Genomic DNA, 20,165 nt, shown 5'->3' with positions numbered 1-20,165 from the left:
TTCACAACTTAACAAGGAATGGTTCAGGCCGCGATTTTGCGCCCGTCCGCAACCCAAGTAGAAAATGAATAATGTTGCGGTATTGCAAACTCAAAAAACCGGCGTGACGTTAACCGATTCTCCAGGAATACTGAATGGAACTACTGACTCAATTACTGAATGCCCTGTGGGCTCAGGATTTTGAAACACTCGCCAACCCTTCCATGATTGGCATGCTTTATTTCGTACTATTTATGATTTTGTTCCTGGAAAATGGGTTGCTTCCTGCCGCCTTTTTACCTGGTGACAGTTTGCTGGTGCTGGTCGGCGTACTTATCGCCAAAGGCGCAATGGGGTTTCCGCAAACGCTCCTGCTGTTAACCGTGGCCGCCAGCCTGGGCTGCTGGGTCAGTTATATTCAGGGGCGATGGCTGGGCAACACGCGTATTGTACAAAACTGGCTGTCGCATCTGCCCGCGCATTATCATCAGCGCGCCCATCATTTGTTCCATAAACATGGCCTGTCCGCGCTGTTAATTGGCCGTTTTATCGCTTTCGTTCGTACCTTGTTACCCACTATCGCGGGTCTGTCCGGTCTTAATAACGCGCGCTTTCAATTCTTTAACTGGATGAGCGGGTTGTTGTGGGTCCTGATCCTGACCTCGCTGGGTTACTTGCTGGGCAAAACGCCTGTATTCCTGAAGTATGAAGACCAACTGATGTCATGTCTGATGCTGCTGCCGGTGGTGCTGCTGGTCTTTGGGCTGGCGGGTTCGCTGGTGGTGCTCTGGAAAAAGAAATACGGAAATCGGGGATAGAGTATGGTGAAACCACGCATAACGCTTCGACAACTGGCCTGGACAACCTCTTTTCTCGTGCTGATGAGCGTGCTTTTTCTCGTCTGGTCGACCATTCGCCAGCAGGAATCCACGCTGGCCATTCGCGCCATCCATCAGGGCGTCAGTATGCCGGACGGCTTTTCCATCTGGCATCATCTGGACGCTAACGGCATTCGCTTCAAAAGCATCACGCCACAAAATGACGCGCTGCTTATTACGTTTGACTCCAGCGCGCAAAGCGCGGCGGCTAAGGCCGTGCTGGACAGAACGTTGCCGCATGGCTATATCATCGCCCAACAGAACGGCGACAGCCAGGCCGTACAGTGGTTGACCCGCTTACGGGATAACCCACATCGCTTCGGTTAATTTCCAGGAATCCGAATCATATCACCCACTTTGGTGATTTCGCCGTTTACTGACTATGATTAATAAGGCGGACTTATTGTCCGCCGTGTTATGACCTGGATCATCGTCCCCCGGTAACGGGTTCGAATCACAATGGAAGGTTCAAGAATGAAATACCGCATCGCTTTCGCTATTACCCTTTTCACGCTCAGTGCAGGCAGCTATGCCAATACCCTCTGTCAGGAAAAAGAGCAGGATATACAGAAGGAAATTAGCTACGCCGAAAAGCACAACAACCAGAACCGCATTAATGGTTTGAATAAAGCGCTCAGCGAACTCAGAGCAAACTGCACCGACAGTAAACTGCGTGCTGACCATCAGAAAAAGATCGCAAAACAAAAAGATGAGATTGCTGAACGTCAGCGTGATCTGGTCGAAGCAAAACAAAAAGGCGATGTGGATAAAATTGCGAAACGTGAACGCAAGCTGGCTGAAGCTCAGGATGACCTGAAAAAGCTTGAGGCACGCGACTACTAAGTCAAATCAAACGTTAACGACTCACTCACCTGGAGAAAACTATGTCGAAAGATAACACTACGGAACATCTGCGCGCTGAGTTGAAATCCCTGGCTGATACGCTCGAAGAGGTGCTTAGCTCCTCTGGCGATAAGTCGAAAGAAGAGTTGAGTAAGATTCGTAGCAAAGCCGAGCGCGCGCTGAAAGAAAGCCGCAACCGTCTGGGCGAAACCGGCGATGCGATTGCCAAACAAACCCGCGAAGCCGCAGCGCGCGCTGACGACTATGTACGCGAGAACCCGTGGACGGGCGTCGGCATTGGCGCAGCCGTTGGTGTGGTGCTGGGCGTACTGCTGACGCGTCGTTAATTATGGCGGATTCTCATCACGCGCAGGGGCCAGGCAAAAGCGTTCTGGGCATCGGGCAGCGGATTGTCACTATCCTTGTTGAGATGGTAGAAACCCGGCTGCGACTGGCGGTTGTGGAACTGGAAGAGGAAAAAGCGAATCTCTTTCAGCTTCTGCTGATGCTGGGGCTGACCATGCTTTTCGCGGCGTTCGGTCTGATGAGCCTGATGGTGCTTATCATCTGGGCGGTTGACCCCCAGTATCGCCTCAATGCAATAATCGCCACCACCGTTGTGTTGCTGGTTCTGGCGCTGATCGGCGGACTCTGGACGTTACACAAAGCCCGCCAGTCAACGCTGTTACGCCATACGCGTCATGAACTGGCTAACGACCGGCAAATTCTGGAGGATGATAAGCCGTGAGCAGTAAAGTCGAACGTCAAAAGCGTAAGGCGTTGCTGCTCAGCCAAATCCAGCAGCAAAGGCTGGACCTTTCAGCCGGTCGTCGCGACTGGCTGGAAGCGACGGACAGCTGGGATCGCGGCTGGAACACGCTGATCAGCCTGCGTTCCTGGGCGCTGGTCGGCAGCAGCGTTATGGCTATCTGGACAATTCGCCACCCGAATCTGCTGGTGCGCTGGGCAAAACGCGGTTTTGGCATCTGGAGCGCCTGGCGGCTGGTCAAAAGCACGATCCGAAAACAGCAGCTACGCGGCTGATTCCTGCCCCCCTCATCCTCGCCATCCGGCATAATGCCCGATGGCGCTACGCTTATCGGGCCTACGTATTGCTGTTGATCCAATAAGGTGTTTACACCGCCATCCGGCAATCTGTGCCCTGTCACTCAAAATTTTTGAAAATTATTGACAGTTTTCCTTGCTAACAATTGTTACATGTCACGTTTATGATTCTCTCCATCAACCGCAACGACGCGACATTCCGCGTGATTGCACAAAAAATGAAATCAGCAGCCTGAGTGGTTCCCTGGAGAGTAAAATGAAAAAATTAGAAGATGTTGGTGTACTGGTAGCGCGCATTCTGATGCCCATTCTGTTTATCACCGCAGGTTGGGGAAAAATCACCGGTTATGCGGGTACCCAACAATACATGGAAGCGATGGGGGTTCCGGGGTTCCTGTTACCGCTGACTATCCTGCTTGAGTTTGGCGGCGGTCTGGCGATTCTGTTCGGTTTCCTGACCCGTACAACGGCGCTGTTTACCGCAGGCTTTACCCTGCTGACCGCTTTCATCTTCCACAGCAACTTTGCGGAAGGCGTGAACTCACTGATGTTCATGAAAAACCTGACCATCGCAGGCGGTTTCCTGCTGCTGGCCATCACAGGGCCGGGCGCATTCAGCATCGACCGCGTCCTGAATAAAAAGTGGTAAGCACGCTATACTGAATCAAAAAACGAGGGGATATTCTCCTCGTTTTTGCTATCTGGAGGAGAGAGAAAATGGGACAACTGATTGACGGCGTATGGCATGACACCTGGTATGACACCAAGTCTACGGGGGGGAAATTTCAACGTTCTGTATCGGCTTTCCGTAACTGGCTCACCGCTGATGGCGCGCCGGGCCCGACTGGCGAAGGGGGCTTTGCCGCCGAAAAAGATCGCTATCACCTGTATGTTTCACTTGCCTGCCCGTGGGCGCATCGCACGCTGATCCTGCGTAAGCTCAAGGGGCTGGAACCGTTTATCTCTGTTTCTGTTGTGAATCCGCTGATGCTGGAGAATGGCTGGACGTTTGATGATAATTTCCCGGCGGCAACCGGTGATACGCTGTATCAACACGAGTTTCTGTATCAACTCTACCTGCATGCCGATTCGCACTACAGCGGTCGCGTCACCGTACCGGTATTGTGGGATAAAAAGAATCACACCATCGTCAGTAATGAATCGGCGGAAATCATTCGCATGTTCAATACCGCATTCGATGCGCTGGGCGCCAAAGCCGGGGATTACTACCCGACGGCCCTGCGCGGAAAAATTGACGAGCTCAATAGCTGGATTTATGACAACGTCAACAACGGCGTGTACAAAGCCGGGTTCGCCACCAGCCAGCAGGCCTATGATGAAGCCGTAGAGAAAGTGTTCGAGTCACTGGCGCGTCTGGAGCAAATCCTGGGGCAGCACCGTTACCTGACCGGCGACCAGTTAACCGAGGCGGACATTCGCCTGTGGACCACGCTGGTGCGTTTTGACCAGGTTTACGTTACGCACTTCAAGTGCGACAAATACCGCATCAGCGATTACCTGAACCTTTATGGTTTCCTGCGCGATATCTGGCAGATGCCCGGCATTGCGGAAACCGTCAACTTCGACCATATCCGTAACCACTACTTCCGTAGCCACAAAACCATCAACCCGACGGGGATTATCTCCATTGGCCCGTTGCAGGATCTCAATGAGCCTCACGGACGCGACGTCCGCTTTGCAAAAGCGGGATAATCCCTTTACGCCGCCACCAGAAAACAGCCTGATGGCGGCGCTGACTCACCTTACCCGCCCGGTGCATTAAACACATTAATCATTCGAATATTTACCACCATTCCATTCACGGCTATTCTTATTTAAAAACAAGTGATTGACCGTATGTTGAGGCGAAAATGGACTGGTATTTAAAAGTATTGAAGAACTATATCGGCTTTGGCGGCCGCGCGCGTCGTAAAGAGTACTGGATGTTTATTCTGGTCAACGTCATTTTTACGTTCGTGCTGGGCGTGCTGGACAAGATGTTCGGCTGGCAACGCGCCGGGGGCGAAGGCGTGCTGACAACCATTTATGGCATTCTGATTTTCTTACCGTGGTGGGCAGTACAGTTCCGTCGGTTGCATGATACCGATCGTTCCGCATGGTGGCTGTTGCTGCTCCTCATCCCTGTTATTGGCTGGCTGGTCATCATCCTCTTTAACTGCCAGAACGGTACGCCAGGCGAAAACCGCTTCGGGCAGGACCCTAAAATTCTGCCCTGAAAGATGCCTGATGGCGCTGCGCTTATCAGGCCTACGCGAGCGCCTGCACCGCCATCCGGCTAAACCGGGCTTGCGCTCTTATCTGCTGGCAAACAGTTTCGGGATTTCCCGCAGGCACCAGGCTTTCGCCTCGCCCATACTGTCGCGTCGCCAGGCCATAATAATATCAATTTCGCTGGTCGATTCCGGGCTGACGACCCGCAGTCTTCCTTGTGCAATATCCTGTTCGACCAGCGGATACGGCATGGTCGCGACGCCCAGCCCGGCCAGCAAGGCCTGACGTTTGTCTTCAATGGTACTCACCGTCAGGCGCGGCTGTTTGTCCAGCAGTTGCACGGTCAATACCGGTCGCTCGCGGGCGGTATCCGCCACCGCCACACCACGATATTTCACGCGGGTCACTTCAGACAGCGGCTCCGGTTCTTGGTGAATCGGATGGTCCGGCGCCGCCACGTAGACGTTCATCAGCGTATACAGCTTGCGGGAGTTAATTTCTGACGACGAGCGGAAATGCATATCCGGTGCAATCACAATATCGGCCCGCCCCTGCTCCAGACGTTCCCAGGCGCCCGCCAGCACTTCCGTGATCACCGAAAGCTGGGTGTTGGCTTTCGCGGCCAGTCGGTCAATCAGCGGGAAGAAGGCTGAGGTCGGCACCAGCGCTTCTGTCACCAGCGTCAGGTGCGTTTCCCAGCCGCGCGCCAGCGCTTCGGCATCGGTGGTCAGCTTGTCTGCCGCTTCCAGCAATACGCGCCCGCGTTCCAGCAGCATACGCCCTACATTGGTGAATTTTGTCCGATGGCCGGAGCGGTCAAACAACACCACATCCAGCTCTTCTTCCAGTTTTTGCATGGTGTAGCTGAGCGCGGATGGTACGCGACCTAACTCATCTGCCGCCGCCGCGAAGCTCCCGCGTCGATCTATTGCGTCCATGACGCGTAACGCTTCCAGTGTTAACGCCCTTTCTTTGGCCATATCGTTCTCATTCAGGAAATTTGAACATACCGGGCAGAATATCTGGCTAACAATGCAGCGTCCAGCCCCTTAACATAAAAGGAAGTAAAGAGAGGTCAAGAATTATGATTACTACCCGAACAGCCAAACAGTGCGGACAGGCAGACTACGGATGGTTGCAGGCCCGTTATACCTTCTCCTTTGGACACTACTTCGACCCTAAACTGCTGGGCTATGCCTCCCTGCGCGTACTCAACCAGGAAGTGCTGGCGCCGGGCGCCTCCTTCCAGCCGCGCACCTACCCGAAGGTGGATATTTTAAACCTGATTCTGGAAGGCGAAGCGGAATATCGCGACAGCGAAGGCAATCACGTCCAGGCGAAAGCGGGCGAAGCCCTGCTGCTCACCACGCAGCCGGGCATTAGCTATAGCGAGCATAACCTCAGTAAAGATAAGTCGCTTACCAGGATGCAGCTATGGCTGGACGCCTGTCCTGAGCGGGAAAACCCGTTGGTACAGAAAACCACGCTAACCGCGAGCAAACAGCAACTCCTCGCCTCCCCGGATGGAGAACAGGACAGCCTGCAATTACGCCAGCAGGTCTGGGTGCACCATATTGAGCTGAAAAAAGGCGAGTCGCTGAGCTTTCAACTGCATGGCCCACGCGCCTATTTGCAGTCGATTCACGGTACGTTTCATGCGGTCACGCATAACGAGGAGCGAGAAGCGCTTACCTGCGGCGACGGCGCATTTATTCGTGATGAAGCTAACATAACGTTAGTTGCCGACACGCCATTGCGCGCTTTACTGATAGATTTGCCTGTGTAGTCAGAAAAAATAAGGGAGTTATGACTGTGAGCAAAAAATCGGCTAAAAAGCATCAATCCGTAACCCAACCCGCAGCACAGGATGCGGCAAACGCGCCCGGGAAATTTGGCTACGAGGAGATGCTAACCGAACTGGAAGCTATCGTCGCGGATGCAGAGATCCGGTTAGCGGAAGAAGATGAAGCCGCCTGAAAAGGCGGCTTCTGATTTCCGATAAACGCAATGCCGGATGGCGGCGTAAACGCCTTATCAGGCCTACGAACACAAGTTGCCGTAGGCCTGATAAGCGCAGCGCCATCAGGCAAACCCGCGCCACAGGGTTAATGCGCCTTACTGGCCATAATTTCGATAACCTGACGGTCGGTTTGCTGCATTGCATGACAGGCCAACGCGCACAAATTCGAAATAGATTGCTCGACGTTATGCGCCACAATCCCTTCGTTGCCGGTTACCGCCGTATCATCCAGCGCCATTAACACCGCTTTCCAGGCCGCAGACGCGCTGGTCGATACCTTCATCGCACAGCTATTCGATGCGCCGTCGCATATCATCCCGCTCACATCGCCGATCATACTGCTGATCGCCATCGCAATAGTGTTATAGCGGCCATCCATCAGCCACGCCATTCCTGCCGCCGCCCCCATTGCCGCCGTGGTCGCCGCACAGAGCGCTGACAGGCGCGGAAGCTGATGGTGAATGTAGATCGCGCTCAGGTGCGAGAGCATCAGGGCGCGCGCCAGACGTTCGTCATCCGCTCCCACATGCTCCGCCACCACCATTACGGGAACCGTCGCGGTGATCCCCTGATTGCCGGAGCCGGAGTTACTCATGGCTGGCAGCGTCGCGCCGCCCATCCGCGCATCCGAGGCTGCGCTGGTGCGAATCAGGATCGCCGTTGACAGATCGTCCGCCAGCAGACCGCGTGCGCACTGCTTTTGCAACGTCGCCCCGATATGCAGCCCCCAGGTGCCGCGCAATCCTTCCTGCGACAGCGCGCCGTTCAGTCTGGCGGCCTCCAGAATAAAGCGGATTGACACAAACGGCACCGCATTCACAAACGCCAGAATCTCTTCCAGCGAGGTCTTTGATAAGACCGACAGCGGCGATTCTTGCGCCTCCCCCTGCACGCTTTCGGTCTGCGTAAAGATCACCCCAGTGTGAGTTTCAATGCGCACGATATTGGTGTGCCCGCCGACGATCGTTACGCAGGCCCACGCATCGCCGCTGTACACTTTAGCGCGTGAGAAGAGGATGTCGTCGCATGGCTCCTGCAACATCACCGACACCTTCCCGGCAGCCAGCATCGCTTTCGCATCCGCAATCGCCCCCGAAGAGGCGTTTTTCAACACTTCCAGCCCCGCGCTGGCATCGCCGCCAAGCGCCCCCAGCGCTGCCGCAATGGGAAGCCCAACCATCCCGGTGCCCGGTACGGTGACGCCCAGGCCATTCTTCATCAGGTTCGGCGAGACCCACGCGTCAACGCGTTCAACTTCGCCGTCAAGTTCAGCCGCGGCAACCGCCGCCGCCAGCGCCAGAGAGACAGGTTCCGTACATCCCAGTGCCGGTTTTACCTCTTCCTGTACTGCGAGGATAAAACGCTGCCATAACGGATTTTCTGTAGACTCAAACATAACAACAACCTTACTTTCAGGAAGATCAAGCAAATGCCAGGAACGGAGAAACGCACAGCAGCAAACCCGTGACGATAATCAGATACAGGGACGCGCCCTTGTATTTGTGCAGTGCAGGAACTTTGTAGACCAGCCAGGCCGAGATCAAACATCCCACCATGCCGAAGATCGGGCTACAGATAGAGGTGAAACTCAGCACCGGCGCATTCAGCACAATGGCGCTCCAGGCCAGTAAGATGGCGAAAACCATAATGCCGCGCTGCACGAAGCGTTCGTTAATCTTCTCGACAGGCATTCTGCGGCGCAGCAGGTTCATCACAATTCCCTGAGTCGCTTCGCGAAAGCCTAAGTAAACGCCGAAGAACGCGGTCATAACGGCAAAGATATTCAGGATCACACTGACCACTTTCACCCAGCCCGCACCCGCGCCGCTAATAAACTGCGCGGCGATCGCCAGTGCAGAGATGTTCTGCTCGTAGGCTTTGACCGCTTCGTCATGCCCCATCGCCAGGGTGAAAGAGACCGCGTAGAAAAAGACGGTAACAAACAGAATGCCGAACGCGATGTTCATGGCGCGCAGCGCTTTATGCCGTGCGACCTCAATGGATTTTTCGCGTGAACGATAAGAGATCACCATCGGACTCAAGGTCTGGATAAACAGGATAGAGGTCAGCGTAAACGGCAAGGTGATGATGGCGTTTTTAATCAACAGCGCCATCGGCGGCAGCGCGCCAATGTTGTACAAATGCCACATCCCGATCATTGAGACGCCGAGTGCCGCGACCACCAGCAGTTTAGTCAGCACCATGCCGGTCGAAATCTTGAACAGAAGCTGCTCGCCGCGTGACGAGATCGCCACCAGAATGCAAATCAGCACCAGTCCATAAAACGGGCTGTCGGAGAGCAAACCTTCCGTGACGCCAAAGGTGTGCAGATAAGAGGCGCTGTCGTTAGTGATGGCGGTGGAGTAGACAAACATCCAGATCACCAGCATCACAAAGTAGAGTGCGCCTAACAGGATGCCCCAGTTTTTCCCCAGATAGCCGCTGATGACGCTCGGGTAGTCTTTACATTCCGGGGACTCCGCCAGCGTGTTGATGAACAGGCGCTGGAACAGATACATCGCGGGATAGCCGATAATAGAGGAGAGTAAAAAGACCCACAGCCCCATTAAACCGACCTGCACCGGGAGAAAAACAATCCCCGCGCCGATCGCCATACCAATACTCATGATGACCCAGCCCGTGTCGGTGCTGTCGAATTTAATGGCTTCGCGCCATTCGCTTTCGGTCATCCCTGCCCGGCGCGCCGGAGCTGATACGTCGAGTATTACGCTGTTATTCGTTGCCGTTTCCATTACGTTCTCGCTTAATATGTAGGTAGAGTTTTTTATTATTTTTCCGTGCCGCATCAAGGCGATACGCGGTACATCGTGCGCAGGCGAGTTATTGGAGTAGTGAGGAAATCATACGCGCAGGATCAGAGAAAAACTTCACAAACAAACCCCTGTAATTTCTAAAAGTTAAGAAATATTTTCTCTTTTACGGCCAAATAAAGAATTAAATTTCTATTCTTGAAGCAGATCACAACAAAAAAGGTGCACTAAAGTGCACCTTTTTTATCATGCCATGTTGATTAGTTCATTGCCGGATGGCGGCGCTTGCGCCTTCTCCGGCCTGCAAACGTACGTAAACCGTAGGCCTGATAAGCGCAGCGCCATCAGGCACGGCTATTCACCTCAGGTACAAACGACCTTAATCGCCAGCCCACCGCGCGAAGTCTCGCGGTACTTATCGTTCATATCCTTGCCGGTTTCATACATCGTCTCGATCACTTTATCGAGCGACACCCGTGGCTCAGACGTCCGCCGCAGCGCCATTCGCGCCGCATTCACCGCTTTTACCGCATTAATCGCGTTACGTTCAATGCAAGGAATTTGCACCTGCCCGGCCACCGGATCGCAGGTCAATCCCAGGTTGTGCTCCATCGCGATTTCCGCCGCAATGCAAACCTGCGATGGACTACCGCCCAGCAGTTCCGTCAGCCCTGCCGCCGCCATCGAGCAGGCGACGCCAACTTCACCCTGACAGCCCACTTCCGCACCGGAGATAGACGCATTCATCTTATACAGCGCGCCAATCGCGCCCGCAGCCAGCAGATAGCGGGCAATCGAGTTGGCATTCACCGGACGGCGGAACTTATCATAATAGGCCAGTACAGCAGGAATAATGCCGCATGCGCCGTTAGTTGGCGCCGTTACGACCCGTCCTCCTGCCGCGTTCTCTTCGCTGACGGCCAGCGCAAACATGTTGATCCAGTCGATAACGTTCATCGGGTCGCTGGAGAGGCTGTCGCTGGAGACCAGCAGACGCCTTAACGCAACGGCACGACGCGGCACATTCAGCGGCCCCGGCAGTACGCCCTCGGTGTTCATACCGCGTTCAATCCCGGCGAACATCACATCCCAGATGCGCGCGAATCCGGCGTCAATCTCCTCTTTGCTGCGCAGCGCCAGCTCGTTTTGCATCATCAGGCCAGAGACCGAAAGCCCGTTTCGCTCACACAGTTTCAGCAGTTCGCTGGCCGAGTGAAAATCATAAGGCACAGGCGTTTCGACATCATGCGCCTGCCCGAAACGCTCCTCTTCGACGATAAACCCGCCGCCGATGGAGTAATAGGTTTTGCTCAACAGCGTCTCTTGCCCGTTCCATGCCGTAATACGCATCCCGTTTTCATGGCGCGGTAGCGTTTCGGCGTGAAAGAGAATGCTGTCTGCTACCGGGAAATCAACAACGTGCGCTCCCTCGGCCACCGGCAGGCGTCCGCTGTGTGTTACGTCTTCAATAAAGGTGGGAATCGCGTCGATATTCACGTTTTGCGGGCTGTTACCTGCCAGCCCCATCATGATGGCGGTATCCGTCGCATGACCTTTCCCGGTCAGCGATAACGATCCATACAGATCAACCGTAATACGCGTCGTGCGAAGTAAATCACCCTTGCTGGTCAGTTGATCGATAAAACATTTTCCTGCATTCATCGGCCCTACGGTATGGGAGCTGGAAGGTCCAATGCCAATCTTAAAAATATCGAATGCGCTAATCATATCCAGAACCTCGGATTGCCGTTCAGTGGAGACCAGACATCAAATAGTTTCACACTCGTTTTTGGGATCGGGGCGATCCTGAAGATCGCCCCGCAGGGGGTTACAGCGTATCGCCACGCACCGCGATAGCCTCAATCTCCAGCTTCACATCCTTCGGCAAACGGGCGACCTGCACACAGCTGCGCGTAGGGTAAGTCGCCTGATGCTCATCAAAGAACTGCTGATACACCTCGTTGATGGTGGTGAAATCGTTCAGATCGGTAATGAACACGGTGGTCTTCACGATATCGCCCACTTTCAGGCCCGCAGCTTCCACGATCGCTTTGACGTTTTCCAGGCTCTGACGCGCCTGATCGACGACATTTTCCGCGACCTCGCCCGTTTGCGGGCATACCGGGATCTGACCTGAGGTCAGCACCATACTGCCCAAATCCACACCCTGTACGTAGGGGCCGATGGCCCCCGGTGCATGTTGGGTGGCAATAATCTTTCTCATAGCGCCTCCGGCGTTATATCGCCTGGGTAAAGGTACGTGAAATCACATCCTGCTGTTGCTCGCGGGTGAGCGCATTAAAGCGCACGGCGTAGCCGGACACGCGGATCGTCAGGTTCGGATAGCTTTCCGGGTGCTCGATGGCGTCCAGCAGCATTTCACGGTTCATCACGTTGACGTTCAGGTGCTGACCGCCTTCCACATGCGCTTCATGATGGAAGTATCCGTCCAGCAGGCCGACCAGATTGGTTTTCCGCACGCCGTCATCTTTGCCCAACGCCGCAGGCACAATGGAGAAGGTGTAGGAAATCCCGTCTTTGGCATAGGTGAACGGCAGTTTCGCGACGGAAGTCAGCGAAGCGACAGCGCCTTTACGGTCACGGCCGTGCATCGGGTTCGCACCCGGCGCGAACGGCGTACCGCCACGACGTCCATCCGGCGTGTTCCCGGTTTTCTGGCCGTACACCACGTTCGAGGTGATGGTCAGAATGGACTGCGTCGGCACCGCGTTGCGGTAGGTTGGCAACACTTTAATTTTCTTCATAAAGCGTTCAACCAGATCGCAGGCAATGCTGTCCACGCGCTCGTCGTTGTTGCCGTACTGCGGATATTCGCCTTCGATGACAAAATCGACTGCCAGCCCGTTATGGTCGCGCACCGGTTTCACCTTCGCGTACTTGATGGCGGACAGCGAATCCGCCGCCACGGACAGCCCCGCGATGCCGCATGCCATCGTGCGATAAACGTCACGATCGTGCAGCGCCATCAGCGACGCTTCGTAGCTGTACTTGTCGTGCATGTAGTGGATGATATTCAGCGCGCTGATGTACTGCACCGCCAGCCAGTCCATGAAGTGGTCAAGGCTCTCCATCACCGTGTCGTAATCCAGCACGTCATCCATTAATGGCGCCGTTTTCGGCCCAACCTGGATTTTCAGCTTCTCATCCACACCGCCGTTGATTGCATACAGCAGCGTTTTAGCGAGGTTGGCGCGGGCGCCGAAGAACTGCATCTGCTTACCGATGACCATTGGGCTGACGCAGCAGGCAATGGCGTAATCATCGCTGTCAAAGTCAGCGCGCATCAGATCGTCATTTTCATACTGCAAAGATGAAGTGACGATCGACACCTGTGCCGCATACTTTTTAAAAGCGACCGGCAGCGCTTCTGACCACAGCACGGTCAGGTTCGGCTCTGGCGCAGGCCCCATCGTGTGCAGGGTATGCAGATAGCGGAAGGAGTTTTTGGTCACCAGCGTGCGGCCATCCAGCCCCATACCGCCGATCACTTCGGTTGCCCAAATCGGGTCGCCGGAGAACAGCGTGTCAAATTCCGGCGTGCGCAGGAAGCGCACCATTCGGATCTTCATGATGAAGTGGTCGATCAGTTCCTGCGCCTGTTCTTCCGTTAAGATCCCGGCTTTGAAGTCTCGCTCAATGTAGATGTCGAGGAACGACGCGGTACGGCCCAGCGACATTGCGCCGCCGTTCTGCGATTTCACCGCTGCCAGATAGGCGAAGTAAAGCCACTGGACGGCTTCCTGCGCGTTACGCGCCGGACGGGAGATATCGCAACCGTATTTGGCGGCCATTTCCTGCATTTGCAGCAGCGCACGGCGGTGTTCGGCCAGTTCTTCACGCAGGCGAATCGTCGCTTCAAGGTTCTGCCCCCACTCCAGATTTGACTGGAGATCGGCAAACTGCAATTCACGCTCGCGCACCAGATAACGGATACCGTACAGCGCAACGCGGCGATAGTCGCCGATAATGCGCCCACGGCCGTAGCCATCCGGTAAGCCGGTCAGCACCCCGGATTTACGGCAGCGCAGCATATCCGGCGAATACGCGTCGAATACACCCTGGTTATGGGTTTTACGCAGTTCGGTAAACTGATATTCAAAATCAGCATCCATTTCACGACCATACGCCTGGAATGAGCTTTTGATCATGTTGATGCCGCCAAACGGATGCAGCGCGCGCTTGAGTGGCTTATCGGTTTGCAAACCGACGATTTTTTCCAGCTCCTGCTCAATATAACCCGCGTCATGGGCAGTAATGGTGGTCGCAATGTTGGTATCGAAATCGACTGGCGCATGCGTCGAGTTTTCAATACGAATACCCGCCATAACTTTTTCCCACAATGCGGTAGTCGCAGGCGTGGCTTCCGCGAGGAAGGATTCATCTCCCTCATAGGGCGTATAGTTGTGCTGAATAAAATCACGGACATTAATTTCTTCTTTCCAGTCCGTACCTTTAAAGCCAAGCCAGGCTTCGGCATACAGCATATCGCTGGTATCGATATTTACCTTCATGAAAAATAGTCTCTCTACAGAACAACAATAAATTATGCAAATTCCACAGGTGCGTTAACTTTGCCTAAATGAATAGCGTCGAGGGCAATCATTTTTTCTTCATTCGTTGGAATGACGGCACAAATAACGTTGGTGTCTTTGCTGGAGATAATTCTTTCACCGTGAGAATTAGGCAGGCTATTCATCTCGTGATCTAATTTCACGCCCAGAACAGCCAAATGTTCAATGACCAGACGGCGAATTAACACGGAGTTTTCGCCAATCCCCCCGGTAAAAATAATACCGTCCAGACGGTGTAACGATGCGGCATGCCCGGCAATGTGGCGGGCAATACGGTGCACAAAGGTTTTAATCGCCAGTTGCGCACGTTCATGCCCTTCATGCCAGGCTTTTTCCAGTACACGTAAGTCTGATGACAGACCGGAAATCCCCAGCAAACCAGACTCTTTATTCACCACACGTTCCATATCGCCCAGCGTCTGGTTGGTTTCGCTGGCAATCCACGCCATCGCGCCGAAGTCCACATCGCCGCTGCGGGTGCCCATCATCAGCCCTTCCAGCGGGGTCATCCCCATAGAGGTATCGACGCTTTGACCGTTACGAACGGCACAGATAGAAGCGCCATTGCCCAGATGCGCGACAACCAGACCCGAGTCCTCTTCCTGTAGCGCAAGAAGGTCATGCGCACGCTGCGAGACATAGCGGTGCGAGGTGCCATGAAAGCCATAGCGCCGGACGCCCAACTCCTCAAAATATTTCCACGGCAAGCCGTACAAATAGGCTTCAGGCGCCATCGTTTGATGGAAGCTGGTATCAAATACCGCCACCTGCTGTACGCCCGGGAAAAGATGCTGCGCCGATTCAATTCCGCTTAAATTGGCGTAATTATGTAACGGCGCTAAAGGAGAAACCCGGCGGATATTCTCGATAACTTCATCCGTAATAATGGCTGATGCCGTAAAGATATTTCCGCCGTGGGCAATACGGTGGCCAATTAAGGCCACGCTGTCGATTAAATTACGTTTTTCCAGTTCAAACGCAATCGCCTTTAATGCGCCTTCGTAGCTGTGGTGAGCCAGCTTAGCTGGCTCTCCTCCATTTACGGATAAAAACGCATCTTCAGAATTAATACCGTCCGCAATTCCTGCCATTAACACATCGCAATGGGTTGCATCCAGTACTGAAAACTTAATGGAAGACGATCCACAGTTAATCACCAGAACTACCGGAAATTCATTCATTTCACTACTCCGCTCATCCTGAGCTAAAGGATTAGAACAGTTTGTACACGATATTCAGGATGGTCAGCAGACCAATCACGGTCACAAACACGTTATCCAGACGACCACGGTATTTCGCCAGTGACGGCGCTTTACGGATGGCGTACATCGGCAACAGGCAGAGCAGCGAGGCAATGATCGGCGCACCCATTGCTTCAATCAGGTCCAGGATGTTCGGGTTGGCGTATGCCACAACCCAGGTGGAACCCATGATGAAGATCATGCTGATGGTGTTGAGTTTGCCCAGTGAAACTTTGGTTTTATCGCCTTTGTAACCAAACTTCAGCACCAGACCGTTCAGGCCTTCCAGCGTGCCCAGATAGTGACCGAAGAATGATTTGAAGATAGCGACCAGTGCGATGATGGAAGCCCCGTACTCCAGAACCGTAGCAAACGTTGATTTAGTGCCAGACAGCGACGCAAAGTGGTTCGCCAGATATGAGAGCACCGGAATGTTCTGCGCTTTCGCATCCGCCATGTTGGCCGGAGAGAGCGTGAACAGGCAGCTGAAGGCGAAGAACATCACCACGGCCACCATCAGCATGCTGGCGCGGGAGATGATCTGTGAACATTTACGCTCGGTAAATTCACGACCAAAGTCTTTCTCATACTCTTCACGTTTGGAAACCACGAAAGAAGAGACGATAGGCGAGAAGTTAAAGGAGAACACCATGATGGAGATACCCAGCCACACGGTAACCAGAATGCCGTCATGCCCGGTTAACGCGATATTGCTGAGATCCACCTGATCGATAACCGCAGAGTTCCAGTAAGGGATCAGCGACAGAGAGATCAGCACCAGGCTGGCAATGAACGGCCATACCAGGTAGCTCATCACTTTAACCATCAGGTCTTTACCAAACCAGATAACGAAAGCCATCAGCAGCAGCAGGAACAGCGCCACAAAGCCACGGTTAAGCGCCGGCATCTGCAACTGGTTTTCCCAGAAGGTCATAAAGGTGTTGGTAATGGTTACGCCATAAATCCACAGCAGCGGACAGATAGCGAAGAAGTACAGGAACGTGATGACCACGCCGCCTGTTTTACCAAAGTGCTCTTCTACCGTTTCTGTGATGTTGCCGGAAGGGTTAGAACCGGAAAGACACAGGCGCGCCAGCGCACGGTGGCAGTAAAACGCGATGGGGTAGGCCAACACCAGCATCAAAAGAATCGGGATCAGCCCGCCAAACCCTGCGCGAATAGGGAAGAACAACACCCCGGCGCCGATGGCAGTACCAAATAGTCCCAGTGTCCATGTGGTGTCCGATTTACGCCAGGACGACTGTTTTGTCTGGCTGGATACAATGCTATCAGTAGTACTCATATCCTATCCTCAACGAAAAGATTAATAGCCGGGTTTAAGCGTCAACTAAGCCCGTAATTTGCGATACACGAGAAAGATCGATATTGCCGCCAGAAATAATGCTGACCGTTTTTCTGTTCTGGATATAGCTATCTAATTTCCCGCTTAATAATGCGGCACATGCCAGTGCGCCAGCGCCTTCAGTGACGACTTTATTGCGCTGAATTAATGCAATCATGCTGTTACGAATTTCATCTTCGCTGACCAGGACAATGTCATCCACTAATTCACGAACAATCTCATACGTTAAATTACCCGGGCGAGAAACATCACAACCATCCGCCAGGGTGCCGGTCGTTCGGTGAGTGGTTATTTCTCCTGCATGATAAGATGCCGCCATGCCGTGTACGTTTTCGGACTGTACGCCAATAACTTTAATTGTCGGGTTAATGGATTTAATAGCAATCGCAACACCGGCAATCAGACCGCCGCCGCCAATTGGTACAATGACGTTATCGACATCATACAGGTCTTCCATAATTTCCAGGCCAATCGTTCCCTGCCCGGCAATCACTTTCGGATCGTCATAAGGTGGAATAAAAATGCGGCCTTCAGTCTCAACAATTTCGCTCACTTTGGCGATGGTATCGTTGAAGTTGTCACCGTGCAGCACCACTTCAGCGGAGTAGTCGCAGGTGGCCGCCACTTTGGACTTCGGCGCGCCTTTCGGCATCACGACTTTGCCGTCGATACCGAGCATCGCGCAGGAGAGAGACACCCCTTGCGCATGGTTACCGGCAGAGCAAGCCACCACGCCTTTACGTTTTTCTTCTTCCGTTAATGAACTGAGTTTGTTAAACGCACCGCGGATTTTAAAAGAGCCCGTGCGTTGCATATTTTCGAACTTAAGGAATATTTCGCCTTTGCAGCGCTCGCTGAAATAGTTAGAGCGCGGCATACCTGTTTTATAAATTTTCCCCGCAAGTCTTTTTTTCGCTTCGAGGATATCTTCAATCGCAACCGGGAGATCGTATGTAATATGCATTATAACCTCTTAACCTGGGTATTAAGGTAAAATAAATAGTCAGTACCAACGTCTGATATTCAGACAGATGGCATCAGTTTTTGATTAAATTAAATTTAATCCGTTACTTAATTTCTATTAATTGCTTTCGTCTGCAACCATTATAAGATGAATATTCTTTGGCTAATTCCACCAAAACCGATGCTGCTTTTTTAATCCGATAATTTTTAGACCAGATCGCGGCATAACGCGCGACCGGTAAATCTTCCTCTACTGGAATCGTAATAAACTGGTTTGAACCGAATGGAGATGTCATATCGCAGGGAATGACGGTCAGAAAATCAGCATTGAGAACAAGATTATAAATAGTGACAACGGAATCTGTTTTAACGATGTTTTCACTGCTGATGCCATTTCTTTGTAACGTGGTGAGGAGTTCGCTGTAGTAGCCCATATTCGTTTGTGGCAACACCCACTGTTCGTTCTGCAACGATTCCAGTGTGGTGATGCCGGTGCATGTTCGGGACTTACTGGCCACCAGGACAAACTCTGACTCAAAAAGCGGCTCCACGTGTAGATCCTGTAGTTTCATCTCATCACTGAGCGTGCCGATAGCGAAATCCAGGCGTCCGTCGCGAATCGCGGGCAGGAACGAGGAGAGCTGCGCTTCATACATCGACACCTGCGCTTTTGGGAACACCTCTTTAAATTTATGAATCATGTCAGACATAAAGGTAAAGCCAATCAACGAAGGAAAACCAAACGAAACGTCGACCACCGTGTTGCAGGTCATGCTGTTCATCTCGTTCACCATGTTTTTCATTTCACGGGTGATGGATTCAGACCAGGTAAGCAGCACCTGACCTGCGCTGGTTAACGTGACACCGGTATTTTTGCGAACGATTAACTCAACGCCAAAATAGGCCTCAACATCATTGATAATTTTACTTACAGCAGGCTGAGTTAACCCTAACTCTTTTGCGGCAGAACCGATAGAACCACTTCTAATGACTTCCTGAAAGACCACCAAGTGCTGTGTTTTAGGGAGAAGAATAGTATTCATATCGACCTGCACTAATTACTTTGTTGACGGCATGAAGTGTACCAAATAAAGGTTACATGGTTATGTGCGACTACTCACAAATTAACTGACCTTACATTTTGTAAGCTTATTTTTTAAAAAATAAATCATTTATTATCAACAAGTTGAAAGAACGCGACTGCACTTTATCATGATTTTTGTCAAAAAATCATGAGGGGATAACAATATTTTATGGCGATAACATATGCGTTTCATTCGCTATTTTACAAATTCGGGAAAGACGATAATTCAATCAATTATCGCATAATTAACACGCAGATTTACGTTTAAATTTAACGGACAATTAATCAAAAATAAGTACAATTACGCCCTTATTGGGATTAAAGATTGTGGCATATCACATTTTTTCTTCTTATTTGTTTGTAAAAAAACATTACACACACGAATATTTAATTCATTTAATACACGCCATTATCATTACCAACAATATATTAACACTGTGATTGTCAATTTTTGTAGCGCGTAATTTTGTGATAGCGATCAACAGCCAATCTTTTATCCGGTTAAAAAATCACCACACAGCGTTTTGTGTTAGTGGTCACAGAACAAGAAATATCTTTTGGCGGGGAGATTATGTTACGCGGCGCGATCGGGCACCTTCTGCGGGGAATCTGCCGGATGGCGACGCTCACGCGTCTTATCCGGCCTACCAAAGCGCTCTGCCATCAGGCAGTACCGGGAACCCAAACGCTATGAAAGCAAAAACCCGCCGAAGCGGGTTTTTACATGAAGAGGTGAAACTGACCGATAAGCCGGGTTCTGTCGTGGACAGTCATTCATCTAGGCCAGCAATCGCTCACTGGCTCAAGCAGCCTACCCGGGTTCAGTACGGGCCGTACCTTATGAACCCCTATTTGGCCTTGCTCCGGGTGGAGTTTACCGTGCCGCGAACTGTTACCAGCCGCGCGGTGCGCTCTTACCGCACCCTTTCACCCTTACCTGATCCCGCTTACGCAGGCCATCGGCGGTTTGCTCTCTGTTGCACTGGTCGTGGGCTTGCGCCCCCCAGGCGTTACCTGGCACCCTGCCCTATGGAGCCCGGACTTTCCTCCCCTCCGCCCGTCTCCCCCGAAAGGGACGACGACGAAGCGGCGACTGTCTGGTCAGCTTCGGCGCGCAGTATAGAGGGTTTGCAC

General features: G+C 52.7%; 20 protein-coding genes, 1 other RNA gene and 2 pseudogenes. 11 read left to right on the top strand and 12 right to left on the bottom strand.

The window, feature by feature from the left end; genetic code table 11:
* Positions 1-134 precede the first annotated feature (134 nt).
* From yqjA to OGV82_RS10170, 9 genes and pseudogenes are all read left to right on the top strand, one after another.
* Complete coding sequence (gene yqjA / locus OGV82_RS10210; RefSeq protein WP_012135234.1) at positions 135-797, top strand: DedA family general envelope maintenance protein YqjA; 663 nt, start codon at positions 135-137, stop codon at positions 795-797.
* Positions 798-800: 3 nt separating this feature from the next.
* Entirely contained in the window at positions 801-1,184 is a 384-nt protein-coding gene (gene mzrA / locus OGV82_RS10205; RefSeq protein WP_047461090.1) for an EnvZ/OmpR regulon moderator MzrA, read from the top strand.
* 147 nt (positions 1,185-1,331) lie between these two features.
* Positions 1,332-1,700: a DUF1090 domain-containing protein gene (locus OGV82_RS10200; RefSeq protein ID WP_012135236.1), complete on the top strand. Its 369-nt coding sequence runs from the start codon at positions 1,332-1,334 to the stop codon at positions 1,698-1,700.
* Between the two features lie 41 nt (positions 1,701-1,741).
* On the top strand, positions 1,742-2,047 hold the full coding sequence (locus OGV82_RS10195; protein ID WP_012135237.1) for an ElaB/YgaM/YqjD family protein: 306 nt from the start codon (positions 1,742-1,744) through the stop codon (positions 2,045-2,047).
* A 2-nt stretch (positions 2,048-2,049) separates the two neighbouring features.
* A pseudogene (locus OGV82_RS10190) lies at positions 2,050-2,455 on the top strand (phage holin family protein).
* The gene (locus OGV82_RS10185; protein WP_012135239.1) at positions 2,445-2,744 is read left to right on the top strand and encodes a YqjK-like family protein; all 300 of its coding nucleotides are present in this window, start codon (positions 2,445-2,447) and stop codon (positions 2,742-2,744) included. Before OGV82_RS10190 ends, OGV82_RS10185 begins: the two are co-directional and overlap by 11 nt.
* 277 nt (positions 2,745-3,021) lie before the next feature.
* Complete coding sequence (locus OGV82_RS10180) at positions 3,022-3,414, top strand: DoxX family protein (RefSeq protein ID WP_012135240.1); 393 nt, start codon at positions 3,022-3,024, stop codon at positions 3,412-3,414.
* 68 nt (positions 3,415-3,482) lie between these two features.
* A complete protein-coding gene (locus OGV82_RS10175) occupies positions 3,483-4,478 on the top strand; it encodes a glutathione S-transferase family protein (protein WP_047461086.1) in 996 nt (331 codons plus the stop codon).
* 158 nt (positions 4,479-4,636) lie between these two features.
* On the top strand, positions 4,637-5,002 hold the full coding sequence (locus tag OGV82_RS10170) for a DUF805 domain-containing protein (protein ID WP_012135242.1): 366 nt from the start codon (positions 4,637-4,639) through the stop codon (positions 5,000-5,002).
* Between the two features lie 78 nt (positions 5,003-5,080).
* Here the strand turns inward: OGV82_RS10170 and yhaJ are convergent, their stop codons facing one another.
* Entirely contained in the window at positions 5,081-5,977 is an 897-nt protein-coding gene (yhaJ, locus tag OGV82_RS10165; RefSeq protein ID WP_012135243.1) for a DNA-binding transcriptional regulator YhaJ, read from the bottom strand.
* A 104-nt stretch (positions 5,978-6,081) separates the two neighbouring features.
* Here yhaJ and OGV82_RS10160 point away from each other — a divergent pair, with 104 nt between their 5' ends.
* Together OGV82_RS10160 and OGV82_RS10155 are read left to right on the top strand one after the other, a co-directional pair.
* On the top strand, positions 6,082-6,783 hold the full coding sequence (locus OGV82_RS10160) for a pirin family protein (protein WP_101744062.1): 702 nt from the start codon (positions 6,082-6,084) through the stop codon (positions 6,781-6,783).
* A 26-nt stretch (positions 6,784-6,809) separates the two neighbouring features.
* The gene (locus OGV82_RS10155; RefSeq protein WP_047463896.1) at positions 6,810-6,974 is read left to right on the top strand and encodes a protein YhaL; all 165 of its coding nucleotides are present in this window, start codon (positions 6,810-6,812) and stop codon (positions 6,972-6,974) included.
* A 32-nt stretch (positions 6,975-7,006) separates the two neighbouring features.
* Here OGV82_RS10155 and OGV82_RS22955 read toward each other — a convergent pair.
* From OGV82_RS22955 to rnpB, 11 genes and pseudogenes are all read right to left on the bottom strand, one after another.
* Positions 7,007-7,087, bottom strand: a pseudogene (locus OGV82_RS22955) (hypothetical protein); the annotation flags it as partial.
* 15 nt (positions 7,088-7,102) lie between these two features.
* Positions 7,103-8,413, bottom strand: coding sequence for an L-cysteine desulfidase family protein (locus tag OGV82_RS10150; RefSeq protein ID WP_012135247.1), 1,311 nt, complete (start codon positions 8,411-8,413; stop codon positions 7,103-7,105).
* 25 nt (positions 8,414-8,438) lie between these two features.
* On the bottom strand, positions 8,439-9,770 hold the full coding sequence (locus tag OGV82_RS10145) for an SLC5/6 family protein (RefSeq protein WP_101744061.1): 1,332 nt from the start codon (positions 9,768-9,770) through the stop codon (positions 8,439-8,441).
* Positions 9,771-10,151: 381 nt separating this feature from the next.
* On the bottom strand, positions 10,152-11,516 hold the full coding sequence (gene tdcG, locus OGV82_RS10140; RefSeq protein ID WP_047461073.1) for an L-serine ammonia-lyase: 1,365 nt from the start codon (positions 11,514-11,516) through the stop codon (positions 10,152-10,154).
* A 100-nt stretch (positions 11,517-11,616) separates the two neighbouring features.
* A complete protein-coding gene (locus OGV82_RS10135) occupies positions 11,617-12,012 on the bottom strand; it encodes an enamine/imine deaminase (RefSeq protein ID WP_012135250.1) in 396 nt (131 codons plus the stop codon).
* 13 nt (positions 12,013-12,025) lie between these two features.
* The gene (gene pflB / locus OGV82_RS10130) at positions 12,026-14,320 is read right to left on the bottom strand and encodes a formate C-acetyltransferase (protein ID WP_047461071.1); all 2,295 of its coding nucleotides are present in this window, start codon (positions 14,318-14,320) and stop codon (positions 12,026-12,028) included.
* A gap of 32 nt (positions 14,321-14,352) precedes the next feature.
* Positions 14,353-15,561 carry a propionate kinase gene (tdcD, locus tag OGV82_RS10125; protein WP_024130974.1) on the bottom strand — a complete coding sequence of 403 codons (1,209 nt, stop codon included), beginning with the start codon at positions 15,559-15,561 and terminating at the stop codon, positions 14,353-14,355.
* A gap of 31 nt (positions 15,562-15,592) precedes the next feature.
* Positions 15,593-16,924, bottom strand: coding sequence for a threonine/serine transporter TdcC (gene tdcC, locus OGV82_RS10120; protein ID WP_012135253.1), 1,332 nt, complete (start codon positions 16,922-16,924; stop codon positions 15,593-15,595).
* Between the two features lie 34 nt (positions 16,925-16,958).
* Positions 16,959-17,948 carry a bifunctional threonine ammonia-lyase/L-serine ammonia-lyase TdcB gene (gene tdcB / locus OGV82_RS10115; RefSeq protein WP_012135254.1) on the bottom strand — a complete coding sequence of 330 codons (990 nt, stop codon included), beginning with the start codon at positions 17,946-17,948 and terminating at the stop codon, positions 16,959-16,961.
* A gap of 103 nt (positions 17,949-18,051) precedes the next feature.
* Positions 18,052-18,990, bottom strand: coding sequence for a transcriptional regulator TdcA (tdcA, locus tag OGV82_RS10110; protein ID WP_047461068.1), 939 nt, complete (start codon positions 18,988-18,990; stop codon positions 18,052-18,054).
* A 771-nt stretch (positions 18,991-19,761) separates the two neighbouring features.
* An RNA gene (gene rnpB / locus OGV82_RS10105) (RNase P RNA component class A) lies at positions 19,762-20,140 on the bottom strand.
* Positions 20,141-20,165: the final 25 nt, after the last annotated feature.

The sequence above is a fragment of the Citrobacter sp. CK191 genome (assembly GCF_030333435.1).
Classification (GTDB): Bacteria; Pseudomonadota; Gammaproteobacteria; order Enterobacterales; family Enterobacteriaceae; genus Citrobacter_B; species Citrobacter_B koseri.
This window is presented reverse-complemented; position numbering and strand designations above follow the sequence as displayed.